The sequence below is a fragment of the Thermococcus sp. EP1 genome (assembly GCF_001317345.1).
Classification (GTDB): Archaea; Methanobacteriota_B; Thermococci; order Thermococcales; family Thermococcaceae; genus Thermococcus_A.
Window position 1 is genome coordinate 327,033 of record NZ_JXCG01000001.1, and the last position, 19,555, is coordinate 346,587.

20 protein-coding genes are annotated in these 19,555 nt (G+C 39.7%); 10 read left to right on the forward strand and 10 right to left on the reverse strand.

The window, feature by feature from the left end; all coding sequences use genetic code 11:
- Positions 1-109: 109 nt before the first annotated feature.
- Positions 110-1,552 carry a bifunctional ADP-dependent NAD(P)H-hydrate dehydratase/NAD(P)H-hydrate epimerase gene (locus EP1X_RS01635; RefSeq protein WP_055281066.1) on the forward strand — a complete coding sequence of 481 codons (1,443 nt, stop codon included), beginning with the start codon at positions 110-112 and terminating at the stop codon, positions 1,550-1,552.
- On the opposite strand, the gene EP1X_RS01640 is transcribed toward EP1X_RS01635, so the two are convergent.
- Genes EP1X_RS01640 through EP1X_RS01650 form a run of 3 tightly spaced genes read right to left on the reverse strand, consistent with a single transcriptional unit; the run spans position 1,549 to position 3,025 of the window.
- A complete protein-coding gene (locus EP1X_RS01640; protein ID WP_055281068.1) occupies positions 1,549-2,109 on the reverse strand; it encodes a transcriptional regulator in 561 nt (186 codons plus the stop codon). The genes EP1X_RS01635 and EP1X_RS01640 overlap by 4 nt on opposite strands.
- Positions 2,110-2,113: 4 nt before the next feature.
- Positions 2,114-2,419, reverse strand: a complete 306-nt coding sequence (locus EP1X_RS01645; protein ID WP_048160675.1) for a DUF211 domain-containing protein — start codon at positions 2,417-2,419, stop codon at positions 2,114-2,116.
- A gap of 24 nt (positions 2,420-2,443) precedes the next feature.
- Complete coding sequence (locus EP1X_RS01650) at positions 2,444-3,025, reverse strand: winged helix-turn-helix domain-containing protein (RefSeq protein ID WP_055281070.1); 582 nt, start codon at positions 3,023-3,025, stop codon at positions 2,444-2,446.
- Positions 3,026-3,181: 156 nt separating this feature from the next.
- Here EP1X_RS01650 and EP1X_RS01655 point away from each other — a divergent pair, with 156 nt between their 5' ends.
- From EP1X_RS01655 to EP1X_RS01670, 4 genes are all read left to right on the forward strand, one after another.
- On the forward strand, positions 3,182-4,570 hold the full coding sequence (locus EP1X_RS01655; protein WP_082391441.1) for an acetate--CoA ligase family protein: 1,389 nt from the start codon (positions 3,182-3,184) through the stop codon (positions 4,568-4,570).
- 119 nt (positions 4,571-4,689) lie between these two features.
- Positions 4,690-5,844 (forward strand): tryptophan--tRNA ligase, encoded by a 1,155-nt coding sequence (locus EP1X_RS01660; RefSeq protein WP_055281072.1) that lies wholly within the window; start codon positions 4,690-4,692, stop codon positions 5,842-5,844.
- Between the two features lie 180 nt (positions 5,845-6,024).
- Positions 6,025-7,074: an aromatic amino acid transport family protein gene (locus EP1X_RS01665; RefSeq protein WP_253276524.1), complete on the forward strand. Its 1,050-nt coding sequence runs from the start codon at positions 6,025-6,027 to the stop codon at positions 7,072-7,074.
- A gap of 45 nt (positions 7,075-7,119) precedes the next feature.
- Positions 7,120-7,797, forward strand: a complete 678-nt coding sequence (locus EP1X_RS01670) for a fumarylacetoacetate hydrolase family protein (RefSeq protein ID WP_055281074.1) — start codon at positions 7,120-7,122, stop codon at positions 7,795-7,797.
- A 5-nt stretch (positions 7,798-7,802) separates the two neighbouring features.
- Here EP1X_RS01670 and trm14 read toward each other — a convergent pair whose 3' ends face one another.
- From trm14 to EP1X_RS01700, 6 genes are all read right to left on the reverse strand, one after another.
- On the reverse strand, positions 7,803-8,891 hold the full coding sequence (trm14, locus tag EP1X_RS01675) for a tRNA (guanine(6)-N2)-methyltransferase (RefSeq protein ID WP_055281076.1): 1,089 nt from the start codon (positions 8,889-8,891) through the stop codon (positions 7,803-7,805).
- A 37-nt stretch (positions 8,892-8,928) separates the two neighbouring features.
- Positions 8,929-9,651, reverse strand: a complete 723-nt coding sequence (locus EP1X_RS01680; protein WP_055281078.1) for an ABC transporter ATP-binding protein — start codon at positions 9,649-9,651, stop codon at positions 8,929-8,931.
- Positions 9,648-10,355, reverse strand: coding sequence for an ABC transporter permease (locus tag EP1X_RS01685; protein WP_055281080.1), 708 nt, complete (start codon positions 10,353-10,355; stop codon positions 9,648-9,650). The genes EP1X_RS01680 and EP1X_RS01685 overlap by 4 nt, the downstream gene beginning before the upstream one ends.
- Before the next feature lie 41 nt (positions 10,356-10,396).
- On the reverse strand, positions 10,397-11,425 hold the full coding sequence (locus tag EP1X_RS01690) for a substrate-binding domain-containing protein (RefSeq protein ID WP_055281081.1): 1,029 nt from the start codon (positions 11,423-11,425) through the stop codon (positions 10,397-10,399).
- 79 nt (positions 11,426-11,504) lie between these two features.
- Positions 11,505-12,578: a GTPase gene (locus tag EP1X_RS01695; RefSeq protein ID WP_055281083.1), complete on the reverse strand. Its 1,074-nt coding sequence runs from the start codon at positions 12,576-12,578 to the stop codon at positions 11,505-11,507.
- Entirely contained in the window at positions 12,535-12,867 is a 333-nt protein-coding gene (locus EP1X_RS01700) for a TIGR04076 family protein (RefSeq protein ID WP_055281085.1), read from the reverse strand. Before EP1X_RS01700 ends, EP1X_RS01695 begins: the two co-directional genes overlap by 44 nt.
- A gap of 96 nt (positions 12,868-12,963) precedes the next feature.
- Here EP1X_RS01700 and EP1X_RS01705 point away from each other — a divergent pair, with 96 nt between their 5' ends.
- The 5 genes from EP1X_RS01705 to EP1X_RS01725 are packed head-to-tail and all read left to right on the forward strand — an operon-like array spanning position 12,964 to position 18,999.
- Positions 12,964-14,370, forward strand: coding sequence for a DUF515 domain-containing protein (locus tag EP1X_RS01705; RefSeq protein WP_253276525.1), 1,407 nt, complete (start codon positions 12,964-12,966; stop codon positions 14,368-14,370).
- A 5-nt stretch (positions 14,371-14,375) separates the two neighbouring features.
- Positions 14,376-15,281 (forward strand): hypothetical protein, encoded by a 906-nt coding sequence (locus tag EP1X_RS01710; protein ID WP_055281089.1) that lies wholly within the window; start codon positions 14,376-14,378, stop codon positions 15,279-15,281.
- Entirely contained in the window at positions 15,223-16,995 is a 1,773-nt protein-coding gene (locus tag EP1X_RS01715; RefSeq protein ID WP_055281091.1) for a CpaF family protein, read from the forward strand. Before EP1X_RS01710 ends, EP1X_RS01715 begins: the two co-directional genes overlap by 59 nt.
- An 11-nt stretch (positions 16,996-17,006) precedes the next feature.
- Entirely contained in the window at positions 17,007-18,068 is a 1,062-nt protein-coding gene (locus EP1X_RS01720; protein WP_055281093.1) for a type II secretion system F family protein, read from the forward strand.
- A 4-nt stretch (positions 18,069-18,072) separates the two neighbouring features.
- On the forward strand, positions 18,073-18,999 hold the full coding sequence (locus tag EP1X_RS01725) for a type II secretion system F family protein (protein ID WP_055281094.1): 927 nt from the start codon (positions 18,073-18,075) through the stop codon (positions 18,997-18,999).
- Here EP1X_RS01725 and EP1X_RS01730 read toward each other — a convergent pair.
- Positions 18,979-19,461, reverse strand: coding sequence for a peptidylprolyl isomerase (locus EP1X_RS01730; protein WP_055281096.1), 483 nt, complete (start codon positions 19,459-19,461; stop codon positions 18,979-18,981). The two genes, EP1X_RS01725 and EP1X_RS01730, sit on opposite strands and share 21 nt — an antisense overlap.
- Positions 19,462-19,555 lie beyond the last annotated feature (94 nt).

Below are 19,555 nucleotides of genomic sequence, written 5' to 3' on the forward strand. Positions count from 1 at the left end.
ATTATTCATCGTCCTTTATGTTGCATGGATAGCTATGGTGGTAGAACTTAAGACTCTTCTTTAGCGATATTCTTTAATCCTCTTGTGAGAACTTTTCATGGTGGTGTTCATGAAAATTGAAGACGTTTACATCTGGGACATAAATGCTAAGTGGCTTGGTATTTCACCGTTTCAGCTCATGGAAAATGCTGGGGCCGGAGTTGCTCGAATTATAGAAGAAAAGTTTGGAAAAGGCCTTAAAGTGGCGATTTTTTGTGGGACAGGCAACAACGGCGGAGATGGCTTTGTAATAGCGAGGCATTTGAGCTTTGAAAATGATGTGACCGTGTTTTTGGTGGGTGATGAGATAAAGATCAGAAGTGAGGAAGCCAAACACAACTGGGAAATTCTCAAAAAGCTTGATTTTGTAAAGATTAAAACTCTCAAAGACTCAAGTCAAATAAAAGGGTTAGATCTTGGTAAGTTTAACGTGATTGTTGATGCTCTTCTTGGTGCGGGTACTAGAGGAGAGCCAAGAGAACCAATAAAGAGTGCTGTCGAGAAAATTAATGAATACTCGGGAAAAGCCAGGATAGTTAGCGTTGATCTGCCAACCGGCTATCCATCGAGTGTTAGGGTAAATTGTGACTTTGCAGTAACTTTCCAATGGGACAAGGAGGAGTATGAGGGGTTTGAACGAGTAATAGTGAAAATTGGTTATCCAAAAGAACTTTACCATTTGGTTGGTCCGGGGGATGTAAAATTTGCCTTGAGGAAAAAAGGCGAACATAAAGGCCAAAATGGGAAACTTTTGATAATTGGGGGGAGTGAAGATTACTTTGGCGCACCATATCTGGCAGCAAAAGCTGCTAGCTATATAGTGGATTTGGTCTATCTAGCCATGCCTGAATATTCAGCTAGAAGGATTAATGATCCGGATTTAATTTTGAGGCCTTTTAATGGCGAGAATTTCATAGAAGTTCATGTTAAAAGGGCCTTAGAGCTTTCAAAAAATGTTGATGCTGTTGTTATAGGCCCTGGAATTGGCCAAAAAGAAGAAACTAAAAAATTTGTTAGAGGGTTTGTAAAACAGTGTGAAAAACCTTTAGTTATAGATGCTGATGGATTAAAAGCAATAGCAGGAGAGTTAGGAGCTCTTGAAGGTAAGACTTTTGTATTAACTCCACACGCTGGGGAATTTGAGATTATTTTTGGAGAAAAACCTGAAGGGGACTTAGTTGAAACGGCCAGAATTGTAATGGAAAAAGCAAAGCAAATAGGGGGTACAATTTTACTAAAAGGGGTTTATGATATAATAAGTGATGGAACCACTTGGAAATACAACAAAACAGGAAATAGGGGAATGACCACTGGTGGGACAGGGGATGTTCTCTCTGGGATTATTGGTGGTTTATTGGCTTTGGGCAACAATCCATTGAGAGCTTCCACGGTAGGGGCCTTTCTTACGGGATTTGCGGGAGATATTGTAAAAGAAGAAATGGGAGAAAATTACACTGCACTGGAAGTTGCTAAAAAAGTTCCTTTCGCTATTAAGTGGGCTTTGGAGTTTTAGTCCTCAAGTTTTAAAATCTCTCTCAATTTTTTTGCTTCTTCTTGCAGTTGAGGGGAGTTTATGAGGGCCAGTAACACCATTATCCGAATAAACTCAAGACGATTCATTTCGACGCCTTCAAGTCTTTTAACAATGTCCCTGGAGAGAAATTCAAAATTACTTAAAAATTTCTTTATCAGAGTTACGAACTCTTTTTTATTGGGTATTATGAATCCGGCTTCAGTGAATATCTCATAGAGTCTCATGGCCTCCTTCGTGTGTATCCTGTCCATCGCTACCCACGCACTGGCATCATTTTCATAAGGTGATATTAGGAACACTTTTGCGCTCCTTCTATAGAGTTTTTCACTTCCTTCTCTTCCAACCTCTTCAATAAAACCTGCCTGCTTAAGCAGGTTTATGTGTCGATGTATTGTTGAAGGGTCTTTATTAAGTAACATGCTAAGTTCAGATACGGTCATTGCACGTTCCCTGAGCAATGAAATAATATCTAAGCGGGTCGTCTCAGCTAATACCCTAATTTTCTTGGGGTCAGTAACTATAAGAACATCTTTCATGATATCAAAATTCCTCTAATCTATCTTGAGGAGTTTCACTTTCTTCAATAATCTTTTTACCAGCGGCCACCATATCAATACTGTGTACAACTCCCCCAAATTCCTCGATGGTTCTCACTATTTCTTCATAATCTAAATTGTCTCCAACGATGGTTATCTTAACATTTTCAGTTTCTTTGTCGATTTCCACAAGGGTAATGTTAACCCCATCAACCCCTTTTAGCTCACTTAACCCCAGAGCCAGCTCAGTTACCATGGGCTGATGGGGTTTGAGCACATCCAATACGAGAAGTCTAATTCCCTTTGCCATCTTTTATCCCAACGACTCTTGAAATTACTCCTTTTTAAGGATTTCTCCAAGTTTTCTCAGGAGCTCTAAGGCTTCCCCATCTCTTCCTAACTCGGCCATGGTGAGCCAGTCTACGGCGTGGATTATGTCTTCGTTTGAAAATTCTTTCAGGGCCTCTTCTTTTTCCTCCAATTCTTTGGAAATCCTTGTTGTATACGAATGTTCCTTTTCTGTAATTTTGTCCATGAGATTCAAAAGTTCCTCCTCGTCAAACTTGTAGCCCAGTATTTTAAAGATCTCGAGTTTTGTTTTTAGTTTGGACTTTGCTAAGTATCTCAATTCCTCATCTCCAAGATACAGATTTATGTAGAACACATCTGCAGTTCTTCCATAGTATTTCTCTACCAGATTTCCCTTCATCTCGGTTCTTTTTACCTCGACGAGGCCAGCTTCTTTGAGTTTTTCGATGTGGTGGTAAACAGTTTGTGGGGTTTTTCCAAGTATTTCAGAGAGTTGTGAAATCGTCATTTCCCTGCTTCTTAACAGTCTTAGTATTTGTCTTCTTGTATCCTCAAGCATAAGTTTTATTACCTCTGGATCTGTGATGACCTTAACTTTCTTTTTCATGACTCTCACCAATTTTAACGTTCTAACAGAAATTTAAGCGCTCGAGAATATAACCTTTTCTCTTTTTAGAGATTTTTCTTGTCTGGAAAATTTTATAAATGTAAAATTCCCACATCACACAGCAAGGATGAACATTACTGTAAAGAGGTGAAAAACATGGACTTAGATTTTCTGTTCTATCCACAGAGTGTTGCTGTTATTGGAGCTTCAAATAAAGAAGGAAAAATCGGTAACGCGATAATGAAGAATCTCATAAACTTTGGGTTTAAGGGAAAAATATACCCTGTTAATGTGAAGGAAGATACAGTAATGGGCCTTAAAGCCTACAAGAATGTTTTAGAGATTCCAGATCAGGTTGATGTTGCAGTAATAGCGATTCCAGGAAAATTTGTTCCCCAAACCCTCGAGGAATGTGGACAAAAAGGGATTAGGGGAGCAGTTGTAATAAGTGCAGGTTTTAAAGAAGCTGGAAACATCGAACTTGAAGAAAAACTTGTTGAAGTAGCCAAAAAATGGAACATAAAAGTGGTTGGACCAAATTGTTTGGGTGTCACTAACATTGAAAACGGTTTTGACTGTACTTTTAATCCACCTGAGAGACAGGCTAGGCCAGAATTTGGTGGTATAGCATTCATGAGTCAGAGTGGAGCGTTTGGAGCGGCGATTCTTGATTGGGCTGCGAGGCACGAGGTTGGGATGAGCAAATTCATAAGCCTTGGAAACATGGCTGATTTGGATGAGAGTGACTTTATGGAGTATTTAAAGGACGATAAGGCTACTAAAGTTATAACGGCGTATCTTGAAGGAGTTAAAGATGGAAGAAAGTTTTTGCAGGCAGCGAGAGATGCTACAAGGAAGAAGCCTGTTGTAATTCTTAAAAGTGGAAGAACTGAGGCTGGTGCAAAAGCTGCGGCCTCCCACACAGGGTCTCTTGCAGGAAGTTATGTTATTTATCAAGCAGCATTTGAACAAAGTGGAGTTTTGGAAGCAAGAAGTATGAGACAGCTATTCAACTACTCTAAAGCTTTAGCGATGCAAAAACCTGCAAAAGGGAACAGGATAGCGATAGTTACAAATGGTGGTGGCGCAGGAGTCATGATGAGCGATGGGGTGCTAGAATCCGGGCTAAAAATGGCCGAATTAAGCGAAGAGACTAAAGAGAGGTTTGCAAAAGCGATAGAAGAAGGGAAACTTCCAGAACACATGAGTTATAAGAATCCAATTGACATTATTGGTGATGCTCCCTCAAGTAGGTACGAAATAGCCATGCGCTATGCTATAGAAGATGAAAATGTTGATGTCTTGGCTGTTATAGCTCTTTTCCAGAGTCCTGCATTGGATGATGGCATTGTTGATGCAGTTGCAAGAATGCAAGAATACGGTAAGCCAGTTATATTCATAGCTCCTGGAGGAGCTTACCCAGAGAAGATGGCTAGAAGAATAGAAAAAGTAGGAGTACCAGTTTTTGAGACTGTGGAAGATGGAGTCGATGCAGCGTATGCACTTGTTAAATATGGACAATATCTCAAAGAAGTTGAAGGTTAGGGAAAACTTTAAATTTTCTTTTCCCATTTTTAGTTCATGTTCGGTGATTGCTTTTGGCTTTGGTAATAAAAATCCTATCCTTCTTTTGGCTAGCTTAGTCTTTTTAGGAGGTGAATTCTGTGCCAGAATTTGAGGTAACTCCATGGGAAGTTACAGGAATAGTGGATTACAACAAGCTTATCAAAGAATTTGGAACAACACCCCTTACAGACGATCTACTGGAGAAGACAAGAGAACTTACAAAAAGTGATTTGCCACTTTATTTCAAGAGGAAGTTCTTCTTTTCCCACAGGGACTATGATTTAGTACTTAAGGACTACGAAGCAGGAAGGGGATTTTTCCTCTACACGGGTAGAGGGCCGAGTGGCCCAATGCATATTGGTCACATAATTCCATTCTTTGCCACGAAGTGGCTTCAGGATAATTTCGGAGTTAATCTGTATGTTCAAATCACAGATGATGAGAAATTCCTCTTTAAACCCAAGCTTACCCTTGAAGAAACAAAAAGATGGGCATATGAGAACATACTTGATATAATTGCTGTTGGATTTGATCCAGATAAGACATTTATCTTTCAGGACACTGAGTTCACCAAGATATATGAGATGGCCATCCCTATAGCGAAAAAAGTAACTTACTCTATGGCAAAGGCCGTTTTTGGATTTAATGATCAAAGCAAGGTCGGAATGATATTCTACCCTGCCATTCAAGCTGCTCCAACATTTTTCGAAGAGAAACGTTCTTTAATCCCCGCTGCTATTGACCAAGATCCCTATTGGAGAATTCAGAGAGACTTTGCAGAGAGTTTGGGTTATTATAAAGCGGCAGCACTTCATTCAAAGTTTGTACCTGGTTTATTGGGTTTGGGAGGAAAAATGAGCGCTTCAAAGCCAGAAACAGCTATTTACCTAACAGATGATCCAGAAGAAGCTGGTAAAAAGATCTGGAAATATGCTTTAACTGGTGGAAGGGCTACTGCAAAAGAGCAGCGCGAAAAGGGAGGCGAACCTGACAAGTGTGTTGTATTTAAATGGCTTGAAATATTCTTTGAGCCTGATGATAAAAAACTCCTCGAAAGGTACAATGCCTGTAAAAGTGGAGAAATACTTTGTGGTCAATGCAAGCGCTATCTCATAGAGAAGGTCCAGAACTTCTTAAAGGAACACCAGGAGAAAAGGGAGAAAGCAAGAGATCTGGTGGAGAGATTTAAATATACTGGAAAACTTGCACAAGAACAATGGGACAAATCGATTCCCGAAGCTCTAAGGAAGTAGTGTGTGGCTTCGGGATTTCTCATTTTTCTCTGAAAATTATTTCATGCCGTATTCTTTTCTTTTTGTCCTTCGTGTACATGTATGCAGATGGACGTTTCTATTTCTTCATTAAAGAATGAATTTTACATAGAGCAAGTTTTATTACCTTCGAAAAGCTTTCGTTTTTTGGAGGTGAAAGAAGTGGCATTGGGTAGGAATGAAGCTCTCGCTTTAGCTATAGGAACCCAAGTTGGTGCAGGCGTTTTGGGGTTGCCCTATGCAGCAAGAAAAATCGGTTTGATACCAAGCGTGGCTCTAATGTTTTTAGTGGCTTTAACCATGTATATTACCGCCCTTTTTGTTCTTGAACTTTCTGCAAAAAATGGCGGAAAACAGATGTCTACTTTGGCTAGGGAGATATTAGGAAGGCCAGGAGGAGTACTAATGTTTGCTAGCATCTCTTTGATGAGTTACGGTGCTCTTTTGGCCTATATTGCTGGTGGGGGGAGTGTTTTTGCAAACCTTTTCGGTATAAGTGAGGAGATGGGTGCGTTGATCTTTTGGGCATTTGCCAGCTTTATTATCTACAGAGGGCTGGAAATGTCAGGGAAGAGTGAATTGATACTAAGTGGTGTTTTATTGGCCCTTTTTGTAGTGGTTGCGATAATGGCTGTACCCCATACAAAGGTTGAGAACGCATTTTATATGGGGAGTGAGGGAATTGTAACTCTCTTTGGGGTTGCGATATTTGCATTTGGCTGTCATACAATAGTTCCGGATATTTATAAGGGGCTTGGGAGTTATGAAAAGGCTAAAAAAGTGTTACTTTTGGCTTTCTTAGTTCCGGCTATAGTGTATTCACTATTTGTGGCTTCATTCCTCCTAGTCTTTGGTGAGAACACTCCCCAAATAGCTACTCAAGCACTCGAACAGCTATATGGAAGAATAGGAATGCTTGTTGGAAGTTTAATTCCGATCTTTGCTATCTTGACAAGTTACATAGGCCTTGGTTTGGCTCAACTGGACAACATGGAAGAGTACCTAAAGATGAATAGGAAATCTGCTTGGATCATAACAGTTTTCCCACCGTTGATACTTTATATGGTGGGAATTAGGGACTTCGTTGAGGTTTTGGGAGCTGCAGGCAGTACAGGAGATCTTATGGCTTTTATAATAATGCCAATTGTGCTCTATATAACTTATAAGCTTAAACCTGCGTTCCTTAGGGATAGAGAAGCAGAGGTTAGTTAAGGGCAAACTCTTTATTTTTTCTTCATTATTTCATTTGGTGATGTAATGATTCGCTTACCCTTTAGAGATGGTTTCTATGAAGTTAGACCAAGCAAGATAATCTGTCTTGGAAGAAATTATGCAGAGCATGCTAAAGAATTGGGTCATGAAGTTCCAAAAGAGCCTGTGATATTTTTAAAACCCCCATCCTCCTTAATAGGCCCAAATCAGACTATAATACTCCCCAGAAGAAGTAAAGAGGTTCATCATGAAGTAGAGCTTGCTGTGATAATTGGAAAAAGAGGGAAAAACATTCCGAAAGCAAAAGCAATGGAATACGTATTGGGTTATACTATCTTAATGGACATAACGGCCAGGGATCTTCAAAGGGAGGCAAAGACGAAGGGCCTCCCTTGGACAGTACCTAAGGGATTTGACACATTCGCTCCGATTGGCCCGCGTGTAGTGGATAAAAGAGAGCTTGATGTGGCTGATCTCGAAATAGGTCTCAAGGTCAATGGTAAAGTCAGACAGCTTTCGAGAACCAGTAAAATGATCTTTAAAATAGATGAGATAATTGAATACATCTCAAACATAATGACCCTTGAAAAGGGTGACATAATTGCAACAGGGACTCCAGAAGGTGTTGGACCTTTACGGCATGGTGATGTAGTAGAAGCATGGATAGAAGGGATTGGGGTTTTAAAAGAAGATGTGTTGGCAGAGCGATCGATTCTCTGCTAACCTCTTCATTTAACTACATACAAATGCACCATTAACCCTCCATGTCCAACTAACCGATGGTGGAGTATTTTGAATCCATTTTCCTCGAAAGCCTTCTCTATAGCTCTTTTTTCAGTGGTTAAAAAGACGCCTCTTTTTTCTAAAACCTTTGAAAGCTCGTTAAAAAACTTCATATAGAGCTCAGGAATCAGGCTTTTTCTCCCAATCTTCAAACCGTAGGGCAAATTGCTTAACACAAAATCTACACTTTCAACATACTTGGAAAGTTTTGTGGCATCACCATGGATAAACTCTATTTTATTTGAAACCCCAGCAGCTAAGGTATTCATCTTAGCCCCCTTCAAATGCTTTTCATATTTCTCGAGTCCAATTATCTTCCCGTTATATCCTCTTAATGCCAGTTCTATCAAGATGGTACCACTTCCACACATTGGGTCTAGAACGCTCCCTCCATCCAGTTCTGCTAGTTCTATCATTGCATTTGCTATTGATGCTTTCAAGTGGGCTGGGTGGTCATAAACGCGCCAAGGTCGTTTATGGAGAGAGGAATCTCCCGTGGTGTCAATACCCAAGAAAAAGACATCATCAATCAATTCTGCCCTAAAAATCACGCATGGGTGATCCAGATTTACCTTTGGTGTGCCAAAATTTGAGAGCTTATCATATATTGCGCTTCCTGTGGTTTTTGCGATATCAACACTTGTAAATTCATGTTCTCCTTTTCTGAAACTCCTAACGGCGAAGCTTTCACTTATCTTTACGTACTTCTCGATAGGGGAGTTAAACACGAAATTATAAATCTCATTGAGGGCTTTCTCTTTTTCTAAGCTAGGGATCTTTGTGGATGAGATATGGAGAATGACTCTGTGCAAGAGTCGGGAGTTTTCATTCAAAAAAGCGGCAATCTCAAATTCTCTCTTTTTTCCCTTTTTATTAAAGTAATAGCTCTCTTCAATCTCTGCCCATATCCTACCTTCGACTCCCAAGGGCTTTTCTTCGACTTTTCCTTTTAAGTCTGCTCTTTTTATGAGGTCCTCAACTTCTTTTTTTGCTAAATCCTCAATACCTTGAGATGTTGTTAACAGTAACTTCATGGTTCAGAATACTTAACTCCCTGTTATAAGTTTTAGCTCAGAAGAGCTCCCCATTAATAAACCTCTTTGTTAGTTCATTCCTTGGTCGTTCAAAAACTTCTTTTGTCTTTCCTATCTCGATGATCTTTCCTTTGTATATATGGGCCACTCTGTGGGCCAGTCGTTTTGCTTGGAATAGATTATGAGTTGAAAAGAGTATTGTAGTTTCCTTTTCTTTAACTATTTCCTTAACTATTTCCTCGATTATAGCAGAATTTGTTGGGTCTAAATTTGCAGTCGGTTCGTCCATAAGTAAAAGCTTTGGTTCGAGGACAATTGCCCTTGCTATGGCAACTCGTTGTTTTTCTCCTCCTGAAAGATATTTTGCTCTCCTATTTTCATAACCTTGGAGTCTAACTAGCTCTAAAACTTCCTCGACTTTTTTCTTTATCTCATCTTTTGAGTATCCCCTGATTTTTAGGCCATATGCTATGTTCTTAAAAACGGTAGTGTTAAACATCACGGGAATTTGAAAAACCATTGTAATGTTTTTTCTTAAATCGTCATTCCAGCTCACTTTGGTTCCATCAAAGTAGTACTCTCCTGAGTCTGGCTTTTCTAAAAGGGCTAAAATCCTTAATAGTGTAGTTTTTCCAGCCCCACTATGTCCCATTATGCAGAATATCTCTCCTTTTTTAATTTCGAGATTTACATCTTCAAGCGCTGGAGGTTCTCCATTATCATACCTCTTTGTAATTCCAATTGTTTTGATGAAGCTCATGTTAACCACTTCCTGATGAGATTTGATAGAAGATTTACTCCCAAAACAATCCCCATCAGTATTATCCCAAGGGCTATGGCGACGCTGATCTCAGCTCTTACAGTGTACATCTGAATTGCCGTGGTTAGTACTCTCGTGTTGTAATGCCCCCCTTTCACGTATATATTTCCTCCAATCATAAGAGCTATTCCCAGTTCAGCAATTGCTCTATTAAATCCAGCGATTATTGCTAGTATTATCCCTCCAACACTCTCTATAACCACTTGGAATGATGCTCTAATCTCATCTGCACCAAGGGTTAAAGCCAATTCTCTAATCTCGTTTTCAATTGCTTCGAGAGAGTTCACTACTATGCTCATTATTATTGGGGTTATGAGTAAAGCCTGACCAAAGCTTATTCCCATTTCTGTATAGAGAAGACCAAGTGTTCCAAGGGGCCCCCGTGGCACAAGAAGGAGGTAGAGTATGAGGCCCCAAATAACCGTTGGTACCCCCATAAGACCATTAATGAATGTTTTAACAAGCCATTTTCCTCGGAAATTTTTAAGACCTATTAACATGGATAGGGGAAGTGACCAGGCAACGGCCATTACTGTAGCTATTCCTGATACTTTTATTGACCTTAGGGCTATTTCAATAATATAAGGCTCTGTTATAAGTCCTAGGGCCTCTGAAAATCCCTGGATTATATACTCCCATGCCATCTTTTGTCCTCCTCAATAAATAGAGAGATAAGATAAAAGTGTTATCCTTCTACTATTGTGGCTGGAAACTCAAAAAACTCATAGGCAGCATTATATCGGAATTTGGTTGGACACTCAGTATAACTCTCGCCATCTTTCATGAAGCCGTATTTGAGTAACCACTTAAAGACTTCTCCTTCTTTTTGCTCTAGTACTGGAACAGCTGGATAGAAAAGAGACCGCCCAAATTCCTCTTTTCCATACTCTGCTATTGCTTTTTGCCCTTCTTCAGAGGTGAGCCATTCTGCAAGAAGCATCGCGCCTTCAAAATCTTTATCCTCGATCTTCTCTGGATTTATGATGATTATGGCGTACACATTTATAAGTTGCTCTCCTTTGTCAACTAGCACATCCAAGTCAATTTTACCCTCTTTCTGGTATTTAAGATACGTTCCGATATCAGAGAGAGTGTAGGCTTTTCTCTCACTTGTGTATAGAAGCGTGTTCCCCATCCCTGAACCTGTCGTTCCAAACCACTTTTCATTCTTAAGCTCTTCGAAGCTAAACCCTGCTGCCTTCCACAATGCGATTTCTTTTGTGTTGGTTCCAGAACCATCATCTCTTGAAATCCATACGAGTTGGTCGGGGTGCATTCTTCCGTACTCAACTAACTTTTTAAGGGCCTCTGTGACACCCAGTCCCTTAATTCCAGCGGGATCACTCTTTGGACCAACAATTACAAAAAAGTTGTATGCGAATACTTTTCTATTAACCCCATAACCTTCTTCCATAAATGCCTGTTCTTTGGAAAGTGCATGAACTAGAATAGCATCGCTTGCACCGTTTTTTGCATCCATAATTGCTCCACCTGTTCCTTTAGGAATAAAACGTAATTCAATGCCGTATTTTTCTTTGAATGCTGGTGCGACAACTTCTTCTAGAATCCCTGTGTCATATAGACTTGTTGTAGTTGAGATTGTCAAAACTCTTGGAGTTTCTGTAGTGGTGTTTTCTGCTTTAGGAGTTCCAATGCATCCAATGGCGACACTCACAATTAGAAATACCACAAAGATGAACGTCATCCTCTTCATAGTTGTATCCCTTTTTTGGGTATGGAAAAAGATTTTATAAACATTCTGCACAAATAGTAAACATTTTTGCTTAACAACATCACTCCAGAATTGCTATTACGCCCTTCCATTTCCCACCAAAGCATTCACTTGCAATCACTTTTTTACCTGTTAGCTCTTCAAGGAATCGTATGGCAGAAGGACATTTCTTAAATCTTGTTGCTATTCCTACTATAACCCCTTCAATTTCTCTGATTCCAACACGTCGTTCTTTTCTGGGCCAGAGCTGTTCTTCATATTTCCAAAGGATCCTTCTTGGATCGATTAGGAATTCACGTTCAATTTCATCCAAGATCTCTTCAAAATCCCAGATAAAGCTTTCCTCTCTTTTCTCTTCTTTGCCAAAAAGGGTGAACTTCCCAGTCTGCCACTCTCTTAAAAGGTATCTCGCAGTTTCTTCGAGATCAACTTCTCCCCCTTTTCTTAAGAGGCCTTTTCTCTTTCCTATAGCCTCTAATATTTGTTCTTCATCTTCGAATTTCTCGATTCCATATTTTTCAGTTATGGCCTCTTTTCTTGTTTCCAAGATTCTACGTATGAGTCTTAGAGCTGGTTTAACAGGATCTTCGATTTTATCTGCAGGAAAACCGCCCCTAATAACAAGTTCTTCAAACTCATCGATTGGAACTACTCCAGGGGAATCAAGTAGCCATATTCTCTTGGAAAGTTTGATCAACTGTTTTCCCTTTGTATATCCGGGTATTGGGGCAGTGCCGACTGCATGTTTTCCTTTTAGGACATTTATTATGGTGCTCTTTCCTACGTTGGGGTATCCTACTAGAACAACCTTTACTTTTTCCTTGCCTTCATTAAAAAGCTCCTTTGCAATCTTTTTTATTTCTTTTCTTAAGATACCGGTCCCTTTTCTTTCTCTTGCACTGATAAAGACTATTGGGAGATTTTGATTTTTCTGTTTGTATTCTTCAGCCCACTTCTTTGGCACTAAATCAGCTTTATTCATAACTATTAGTAACTTCTTTCCTTCTTCCTGTACAAGTTTTTCAACTTTAGGATTTCTGGTCCCTATTGGGTCTCTAGCATCCACTACCTCAACTATAATATCGCCTTCTTTAATCGCTTCCCTTACTATCCTCCAAGCCTTTTTCTGTTTCATCTCGTATCACCGTTATCTCAAAGATTACAGTTCCTCCCTCTGTATATGGTGGTCCTGGATCTAAACATTGAACGTAAGCCTTTTCCCCTCTACCCAATCCTATCTCTTGGGGTTTAACACCTTTTCGCAAGGCCACTATGTAGGGTAAGAATGATGCAAAGGCATGTGTGCAAATTGCAGTGGTCTCTTCTAGATTGACCTTCGGGCCCTCTATAACTATCTTGTCCCCTACTTTGAACACTGGGCACCTCCCCTTAATATTTATGGCTTTTATTACCAGTTTTTCCATTTTTCATCACCAAAAGGTAAATAAGGAATGAAGACTAAAATATTTACTAGGACTATTAGTTCATAAAAGAAAATTATTATTGTGGTGGTGCTCACCGTGGCGGAAGATATTGAAGAAAAAATTAGACGTTTGAGAGAATTAGGGAAAGTTTCTGTTGAGGAGAGGGGGGAATCAAAAACTCCCTCTGTGCCAGTTGCAAGACCATCTGGTCCCACTAGAAAACCCTCTAGACTTGGTAGACTTAGAGAGAGGGAAAGACGTAGGAGAATTATTATTGGTGCTTCTATTCTGGCGATAATTATCATAGCTGTTGTTGTTGGGGTGTACATAACCTATCAAAATAGGGCAGCGAAACAGCTTGAAGAGGCTAAACTTGCAAAAATCACGGAGGTCAATAAATACTTCACTGGGGAACTTCAAAATGATACTTTGAAAACACAGCTGATAAATCAAATTAGCAGGGCCCAAAGCGTAGAAGAACTTGAGAAAATTGATGTGAAAACTTTGGCAGAGCAAAGAAAAGCACAGTTAGAAGAAGAAAAGCGTCAAAAGGAACTTCAAGATGCAAAGACGGTTAAGTTATCAGAGATAGAACAATCATTTGAACTCCTTCTTTCTCAGCCCCTTCCAGCGGACATAAAAAGTGAGGCTATTCAGACATTAAACCAACTAAAGGAGAGAGTTAATTCGGCAGAATCCAAGGACGAAGTTTTATTGGTTGATCCCAATCCATATTTGCTTGATCTATGGAGGAAGTACTATTATTACCTTATAGATGCCACTCCAACTCAAAAAGTTATTCTCAAGAAAGGTGTTGAGAAGAGCATATATACAAAACCAGAGGCCAAATACGTTCTAAGCAAAATTACAGACTTTGCTGAATTGATGCAGTATACAATCGAGAAAGCAGAGATGGTTCAAGTTGCCTTGGTTCTCCCAAGAGAAAATGTTAACGGGGCGTTCTTGTCTTCTGGGGACAAAGTAAAGATTTTTGCTCAGGTAAATGCAACATCTATCCAAAAGATAGCTGATGAAGGATACATAACCACTGTGCTCCTTTTAAAAGATTCAGGCGAGATTTCAGTTTCTGAGTCACAGACAGAGAGTAATAATATAGAAAGTTCTACAGAGACCTCTTACTCAGATCAATACTCGGAGAGTTATGCACCTGGCGAGCAATCAATCACCTACGAACAGAGCAAAGATGAAAGCCATTCAACCACACAATCAAGTTCACAGACAATAACTGCTTCCTACACCTACAACGTGGCGTTATCAGAAATATTGAAAGCAATTGCAGCTAACAAAATAGCAGCTCCAGACGAGGTTAAAGAACAGCTGAGCAGATACATGTGGAAAGTGTTTGGTCTAGAGCAGGATACAGGCCTCATGGCCACAGACCCAACGGCCAAAGTTCTGGTGATAGTTGAAGTACCGGCAGAGTTCGTTGAAGACATACTCAAATATAGAAACGCGCTTTACATAACAAAGATTGTAGGGTGAGTGGCATGATAAAAAAGGTGGCTCTTGCCTTTTTCTTTATTTTGTTAGTTTCCAGTTTAGTAAATGCCCAAGAAGGGGGAAATATTGAGGCTTCTGGGATAGTTGACTTAAATGTGACTTTAGTAAATGCAGGTCCCTTTTATAAGTTTGTGTTAATCAATCCGGATTATGAATACACTCTAATCAGAAAAGGAAATGAGATAGTTAATGTAAACAACATGGGATTTTGGATTGCCCCCTATGAAACTTTGCAAGTAAATGTAAAAATAGATGAGAGTTTATCTGTGAGTTCTGTGAGTGGAGTAGAAGGCCCAAACCTCTTCTATAGTCCAGTTTATCCGGAGTTAGTGTTGTATCCACAAAAATATTACATGGTTGATACCTTCTTCATTTCCGATGGTTATGTGAAGGTGGTTAAGTATACAGGTAGTGTGAAAGTGACTGTGAGAAATCCCCTTGCAGAAGAAGTTAAGTATATTGCTGTTGGAATACCAATCCTCTTTGATGGAGCAGAAATTTATGAGTTTGAACCCGAATACACTATGAAATACAGTGAGTATGTGGATGTTATATTATCTCAATACGCCCAATACGTAAGAGAGTTCATGCCCAGTTACCTCGATAGAGAATCTGAGAACAATACAGACCTATCAGAGCTTTCTTCAAGGATTGTTATTTATTCCCTAACGGATAATCTCTTGGCAAAGAGTAATGAGAAGCCCGAACTGACAAAGACCGTACAAAGATCAGAGTTAAAGTTTGATTATCCTGTATGGATAGTATTTTTAGGGGGGCATGATTTTGAATATGAATACAAAGTTAAATGGGAAAATCTAATGTGGGTGAGTGAATTTGGAAGAGAAAAAGAAAAAACGTTCAGGTTTATCATGGATAGAAGAAATCCTCAATGAGGAGGCTCCCCCATTAGAGGAAATAATAAAGGATGAACATGAAGAAAAACCCCCTAGTCTGAGAGATAAAGGGGACATTTCTACAATACCTGAGGTTAAGACTCCAACTTCGTATAGAAGTAGCGAGACATGGGGAGATAGAAGTTTAGAGAGAATACTGAAAAGGACTCATGGTCCCCCTGTGAGAACTCCTGCACCAACATACTATGGTGAAGAGGCAAAAGTACTTGATGTTTATGGTAATGTGAGAATTCTAAAAGTTAGTGGAGAGCCAATACCGATATACGAAATTCGACTTCCACAATTAAGTGAAGAGGAAGAAAAGTTGGTTAGGATAGTTCGAGATAGGGCGATTGCTGAAATTCAAATAGACCCAGAAAGCATCCCTGACCCAGAAGAAAGAAGGAGGATTTTTGGTAGGGCCGTGAAGAACATAATGAGAGAACTTGCTCCAAATGTTTCGGAAGGAAGAATGGAGATTCTAGTAAATCTAGTGGTTCAGAACATGATTGGATACGGTAAACTAGATCCATTAGTTAGAGACGATAATTTAGAAGAAGTTATGGTTATTGGGACTAGAAAGCCAGTCTATGTGTGGCATAGGAAGTTCTATATGTGTAAAACGAACATATTTTTTGACGATGAAAGAGAGATATTAAACATAATTGAACGCATAGCTAGACAGGTTGGAAGAAGGATTGATCAGCAAACACCCCTTTTAGATGCTCGTTTACCCGATGGAAGTAGAGTTAATGCAACAATTAGACCTATAAGCTTAGAAGGCCCTACGTTGACCATAAGAAAATTCAAAAAGGATCCTTTGACGATAATTGATCTTCTGAAGTATGGTACATTCAATTTAGAAATAGCATCCTTATTGTGGATCTTTGTTGATGGGCTTGGAGTTAAGCCAGCAAACGTACTTGTAGCGGGAGGAACAGGTTCGGGTAAGACCACAACTCTTAATGCATTAGCAATGTTTATTCCTCCAAGTGAACGTGTAATTAGCATAGAAGATACAGCTGAGCTTCAACTCCCAATTGAACACTGGGTGAGACTTGAAACTAGACCACCAAATATCGAAGGTAGAGGAGAAATCACAATGGACGACCTAGTTAAAAATACCTTACGTATGAGGCCAGATAGGATTATTGTAGGTGAGGTCAGAGGTCCAGAGGCAAGAACGATGTTCACTGCAATGAATACTGGACACGATGGTTGTATGGGTACGATACACTCTAACTCTGCAAGAGAAACTATTGTTAGGCTTGAGAGTCCCCCTATGAACGTTCCAAGGATTATGATTCCAGCCCTTGACGTCATCATAATGCAGGTGAGATTTAACAACAGAAAGAAAGGAACTATAAGAAGGATCACTGAGATTGCAGAAGTTTCAGGAATAGAAGGAGAAAGCGTTCAGTTGAACACGATTTACAAGTACAATCCAGCAAAGGATGAACTCTATCATACTGGAGTTCCAAGCAGGGTCATGAACCAGCTTGCTGAACACACTGGGCTCACCACAGAGGAACTCTTAGAAGAGAGGCTAAAGAGAGAAGTCGTTCTCCAATGGATGGTAGAAAAGGGAATAAGAAGTATCGAAGAAGTTGGGCACTATATAAGAGAATTCTACATTAATCCGGAAGAGACTTTGATGAGGATCGAAAAAGACGCTTCCCTTGAACTGACTGAGAAAGTAAGAAGAATCATATAAAGGTGAGACATTTGGGATTGAAGGCTAGAATATTGGAGTTTATAGAAAGGTTAGGACAGAAAACTATTGAGGTGAGCGAACGACCTATTCGTAGAATCCCCAAGACGCTCACATTAGAGGAGAGACTCCAACTATTGAAAAAACTCCAAGAAGAGATCAGTGAAGAAAGAGAAAAGAGATATGAAGAAGAGATTGAGGAATTAGTAGAGTGGAGAAAGAAGGAACTGGAAAAATCTTTCAGTCACAGATTTTCAGAATTCATGTTGAGGCGTTTCAGAGGTCCAGTTGAATCTTTCACGAGATCTATCAAAGGTCTAGATTACGACCTGCTTCGTGCAAATATCAAAATGAGTAAGGAACAGTACGTCGCTTTGATGATAGGAGTATCAATTTTTTCTGCCATTTTTGGATTTATACTTGGTATTCTTCTCATTCTCCCAATTGACATATCAATAATGCTGGGACTTCTTGGTTTCATCGGTGGTTTTCTTTACATGAGGAATTATCCAAGGCTAGTGTGGAGAGGAAGAGTGATAGAGGTAGAAAAGGCGTTGCCATATGTATTGAGACACATGGCATCTCTCTTAAGTGCAGGTGTTGGTATAGCTGAGGCTATGGTTTCAGTGGCTAATGCCGATTATGGCCCAATCTCTGAGGAATTTGATCTAATGATAAGGGACATGCATGGTGGAACATCTTTTGAGGATGCTTTAACAAGATTTGAGGAGAGAATGGCTTCTGAAAACGTTAGCAGGGTTGTGAAGCAAATATTAAGGGCTACAAGATTCGGTGGAAACTTGGCAGATATATTATACAAACTTGCTGAGGACTTTTCCTTTGAATATAGGATGAAGCTCGTAGAATACATACAGAAGGTTAATGGTATAGCATTCGTTTACATGTTCATGACGATAATTATGCCGACACTCTTTGTTGTGGCAATACTTGCAGCATCTATGATGTCGAGAAGTGTTGTATTACCACCTTCCGCACTAGCTGTTATCTTATTGTTTGGATTCCCTGCCATGTCTACAATGGTAGTGTTCATGATAAAACGAAGCGAGCCGAGGTGATTAAATGCCTGAAATTACCTTTCTACATCCGATTGCAAAGGCCCTTGAAAGGATAATTCCAAAGAAGTGGACTAGGAGGTACACCCTGTTTCTGTATTCTGCAGGCATATCATTCTTGGCACTAGAATTTTTAATAGTGTCTTTCCTACTTGCACTTTTAGTGAGTATTGTAGTCTTCATAATTTCTCCAGTCAAGCTTTATGCACTACCTGTCTTCTTTGCCGTATTCGTTGGAGTTGCGTGGGTGTATCCTTACTGGAAGCTCATTAAGAAAATTGAAAACATGGAAAACAACATTCCTGATGCGTTTTTCTATTTGGCGAGTTCTCTTAGGGCTGGAGTATCGTTTTCGGAGGCATTGGAAGAGGCCTCTACTGCTAGATTTGGAGCCTTAACAGAGGAGTTTAAAAGAACAGTCAGTGAGATAAAGAGAGGTAGGTCAACTTATGAGGCTTTAAAGGCTTTTGCACTGAGAAACAGGAGATCAATTATAATATACCGATCTACGATGATCATCCTTGAGGCCTATGAAAGAGGTGCACCAATGGCTGATGTGTTGGTAGCTGTTGCTAATGATGTTCGTGAGATCCTAAGAATAAAAAAAGAGAGAAAAGCTTCTACGGGAATGCAAACAATGTTTTTCATAATTGCAAGTGGATTCCTTGGTCCGATAATCCTTGGGATAGTCTCTCAAATCATGGGGGGCATGAATACGCCAGAGGTTGGTCTCAACCTACCGCTGGATGCTATTTACAACATTCTCTTAGCATTTGTGGCACTGCAGGCAATAGTTTCTGGATTGGGAATTGGAATAATAAGAGAAGGAAAGTTCTCAGCAGGCTTTAAATACAGCGCAATGCTTGCCGTAATGGGTGTCTTAACGTTTCTCGTAGCTACTAAGATTCAAATATCAAGCCTCGGCTTTATCTGATTTTTCTTTTTCTATGTCCACTATTTCTACTTCAAAAATCAGTGTTTTCCCGGCAAGTGGATGATTGAAGTCAAGGGTAACGTTCTCTTCTCCAACAGCAGTTATTCTTGCAATTCCACTGTCGGTCATAATATAGGCTCCTTCTATCGGCTCTATACCTGCTTTTTCGAATTCACTTGTTGGCACATCAATTATTAAGTCATCACGTGGCATACCATATCCTTTTTCTGGGGGAATCGTTATAGTTTTCTTCTCTCCAACTTCCATCCCTATTAGGCCTTCGTCCATTCCGGAGATAAGTTCACCAACCCCCACATTGGCACCAAGGGGGCCATAAGTCCTATCTTCAGTATAAATACCTGCTTCTTTAGCAATATTCTCATAAGTCGTATCGAAAATTTCTCCATTCTCAAACTTTCCAATGTAGTTAAAAACCACAAAATCGCCTTTTTCAACTTTCATTCTTTCCACCAACTAAATTTTCTCAAGCTTAACTCTTTCATTGCCCTTATAACATTTTTGGTCAGCGTTATACAATTTTGTGATAAAGTATATA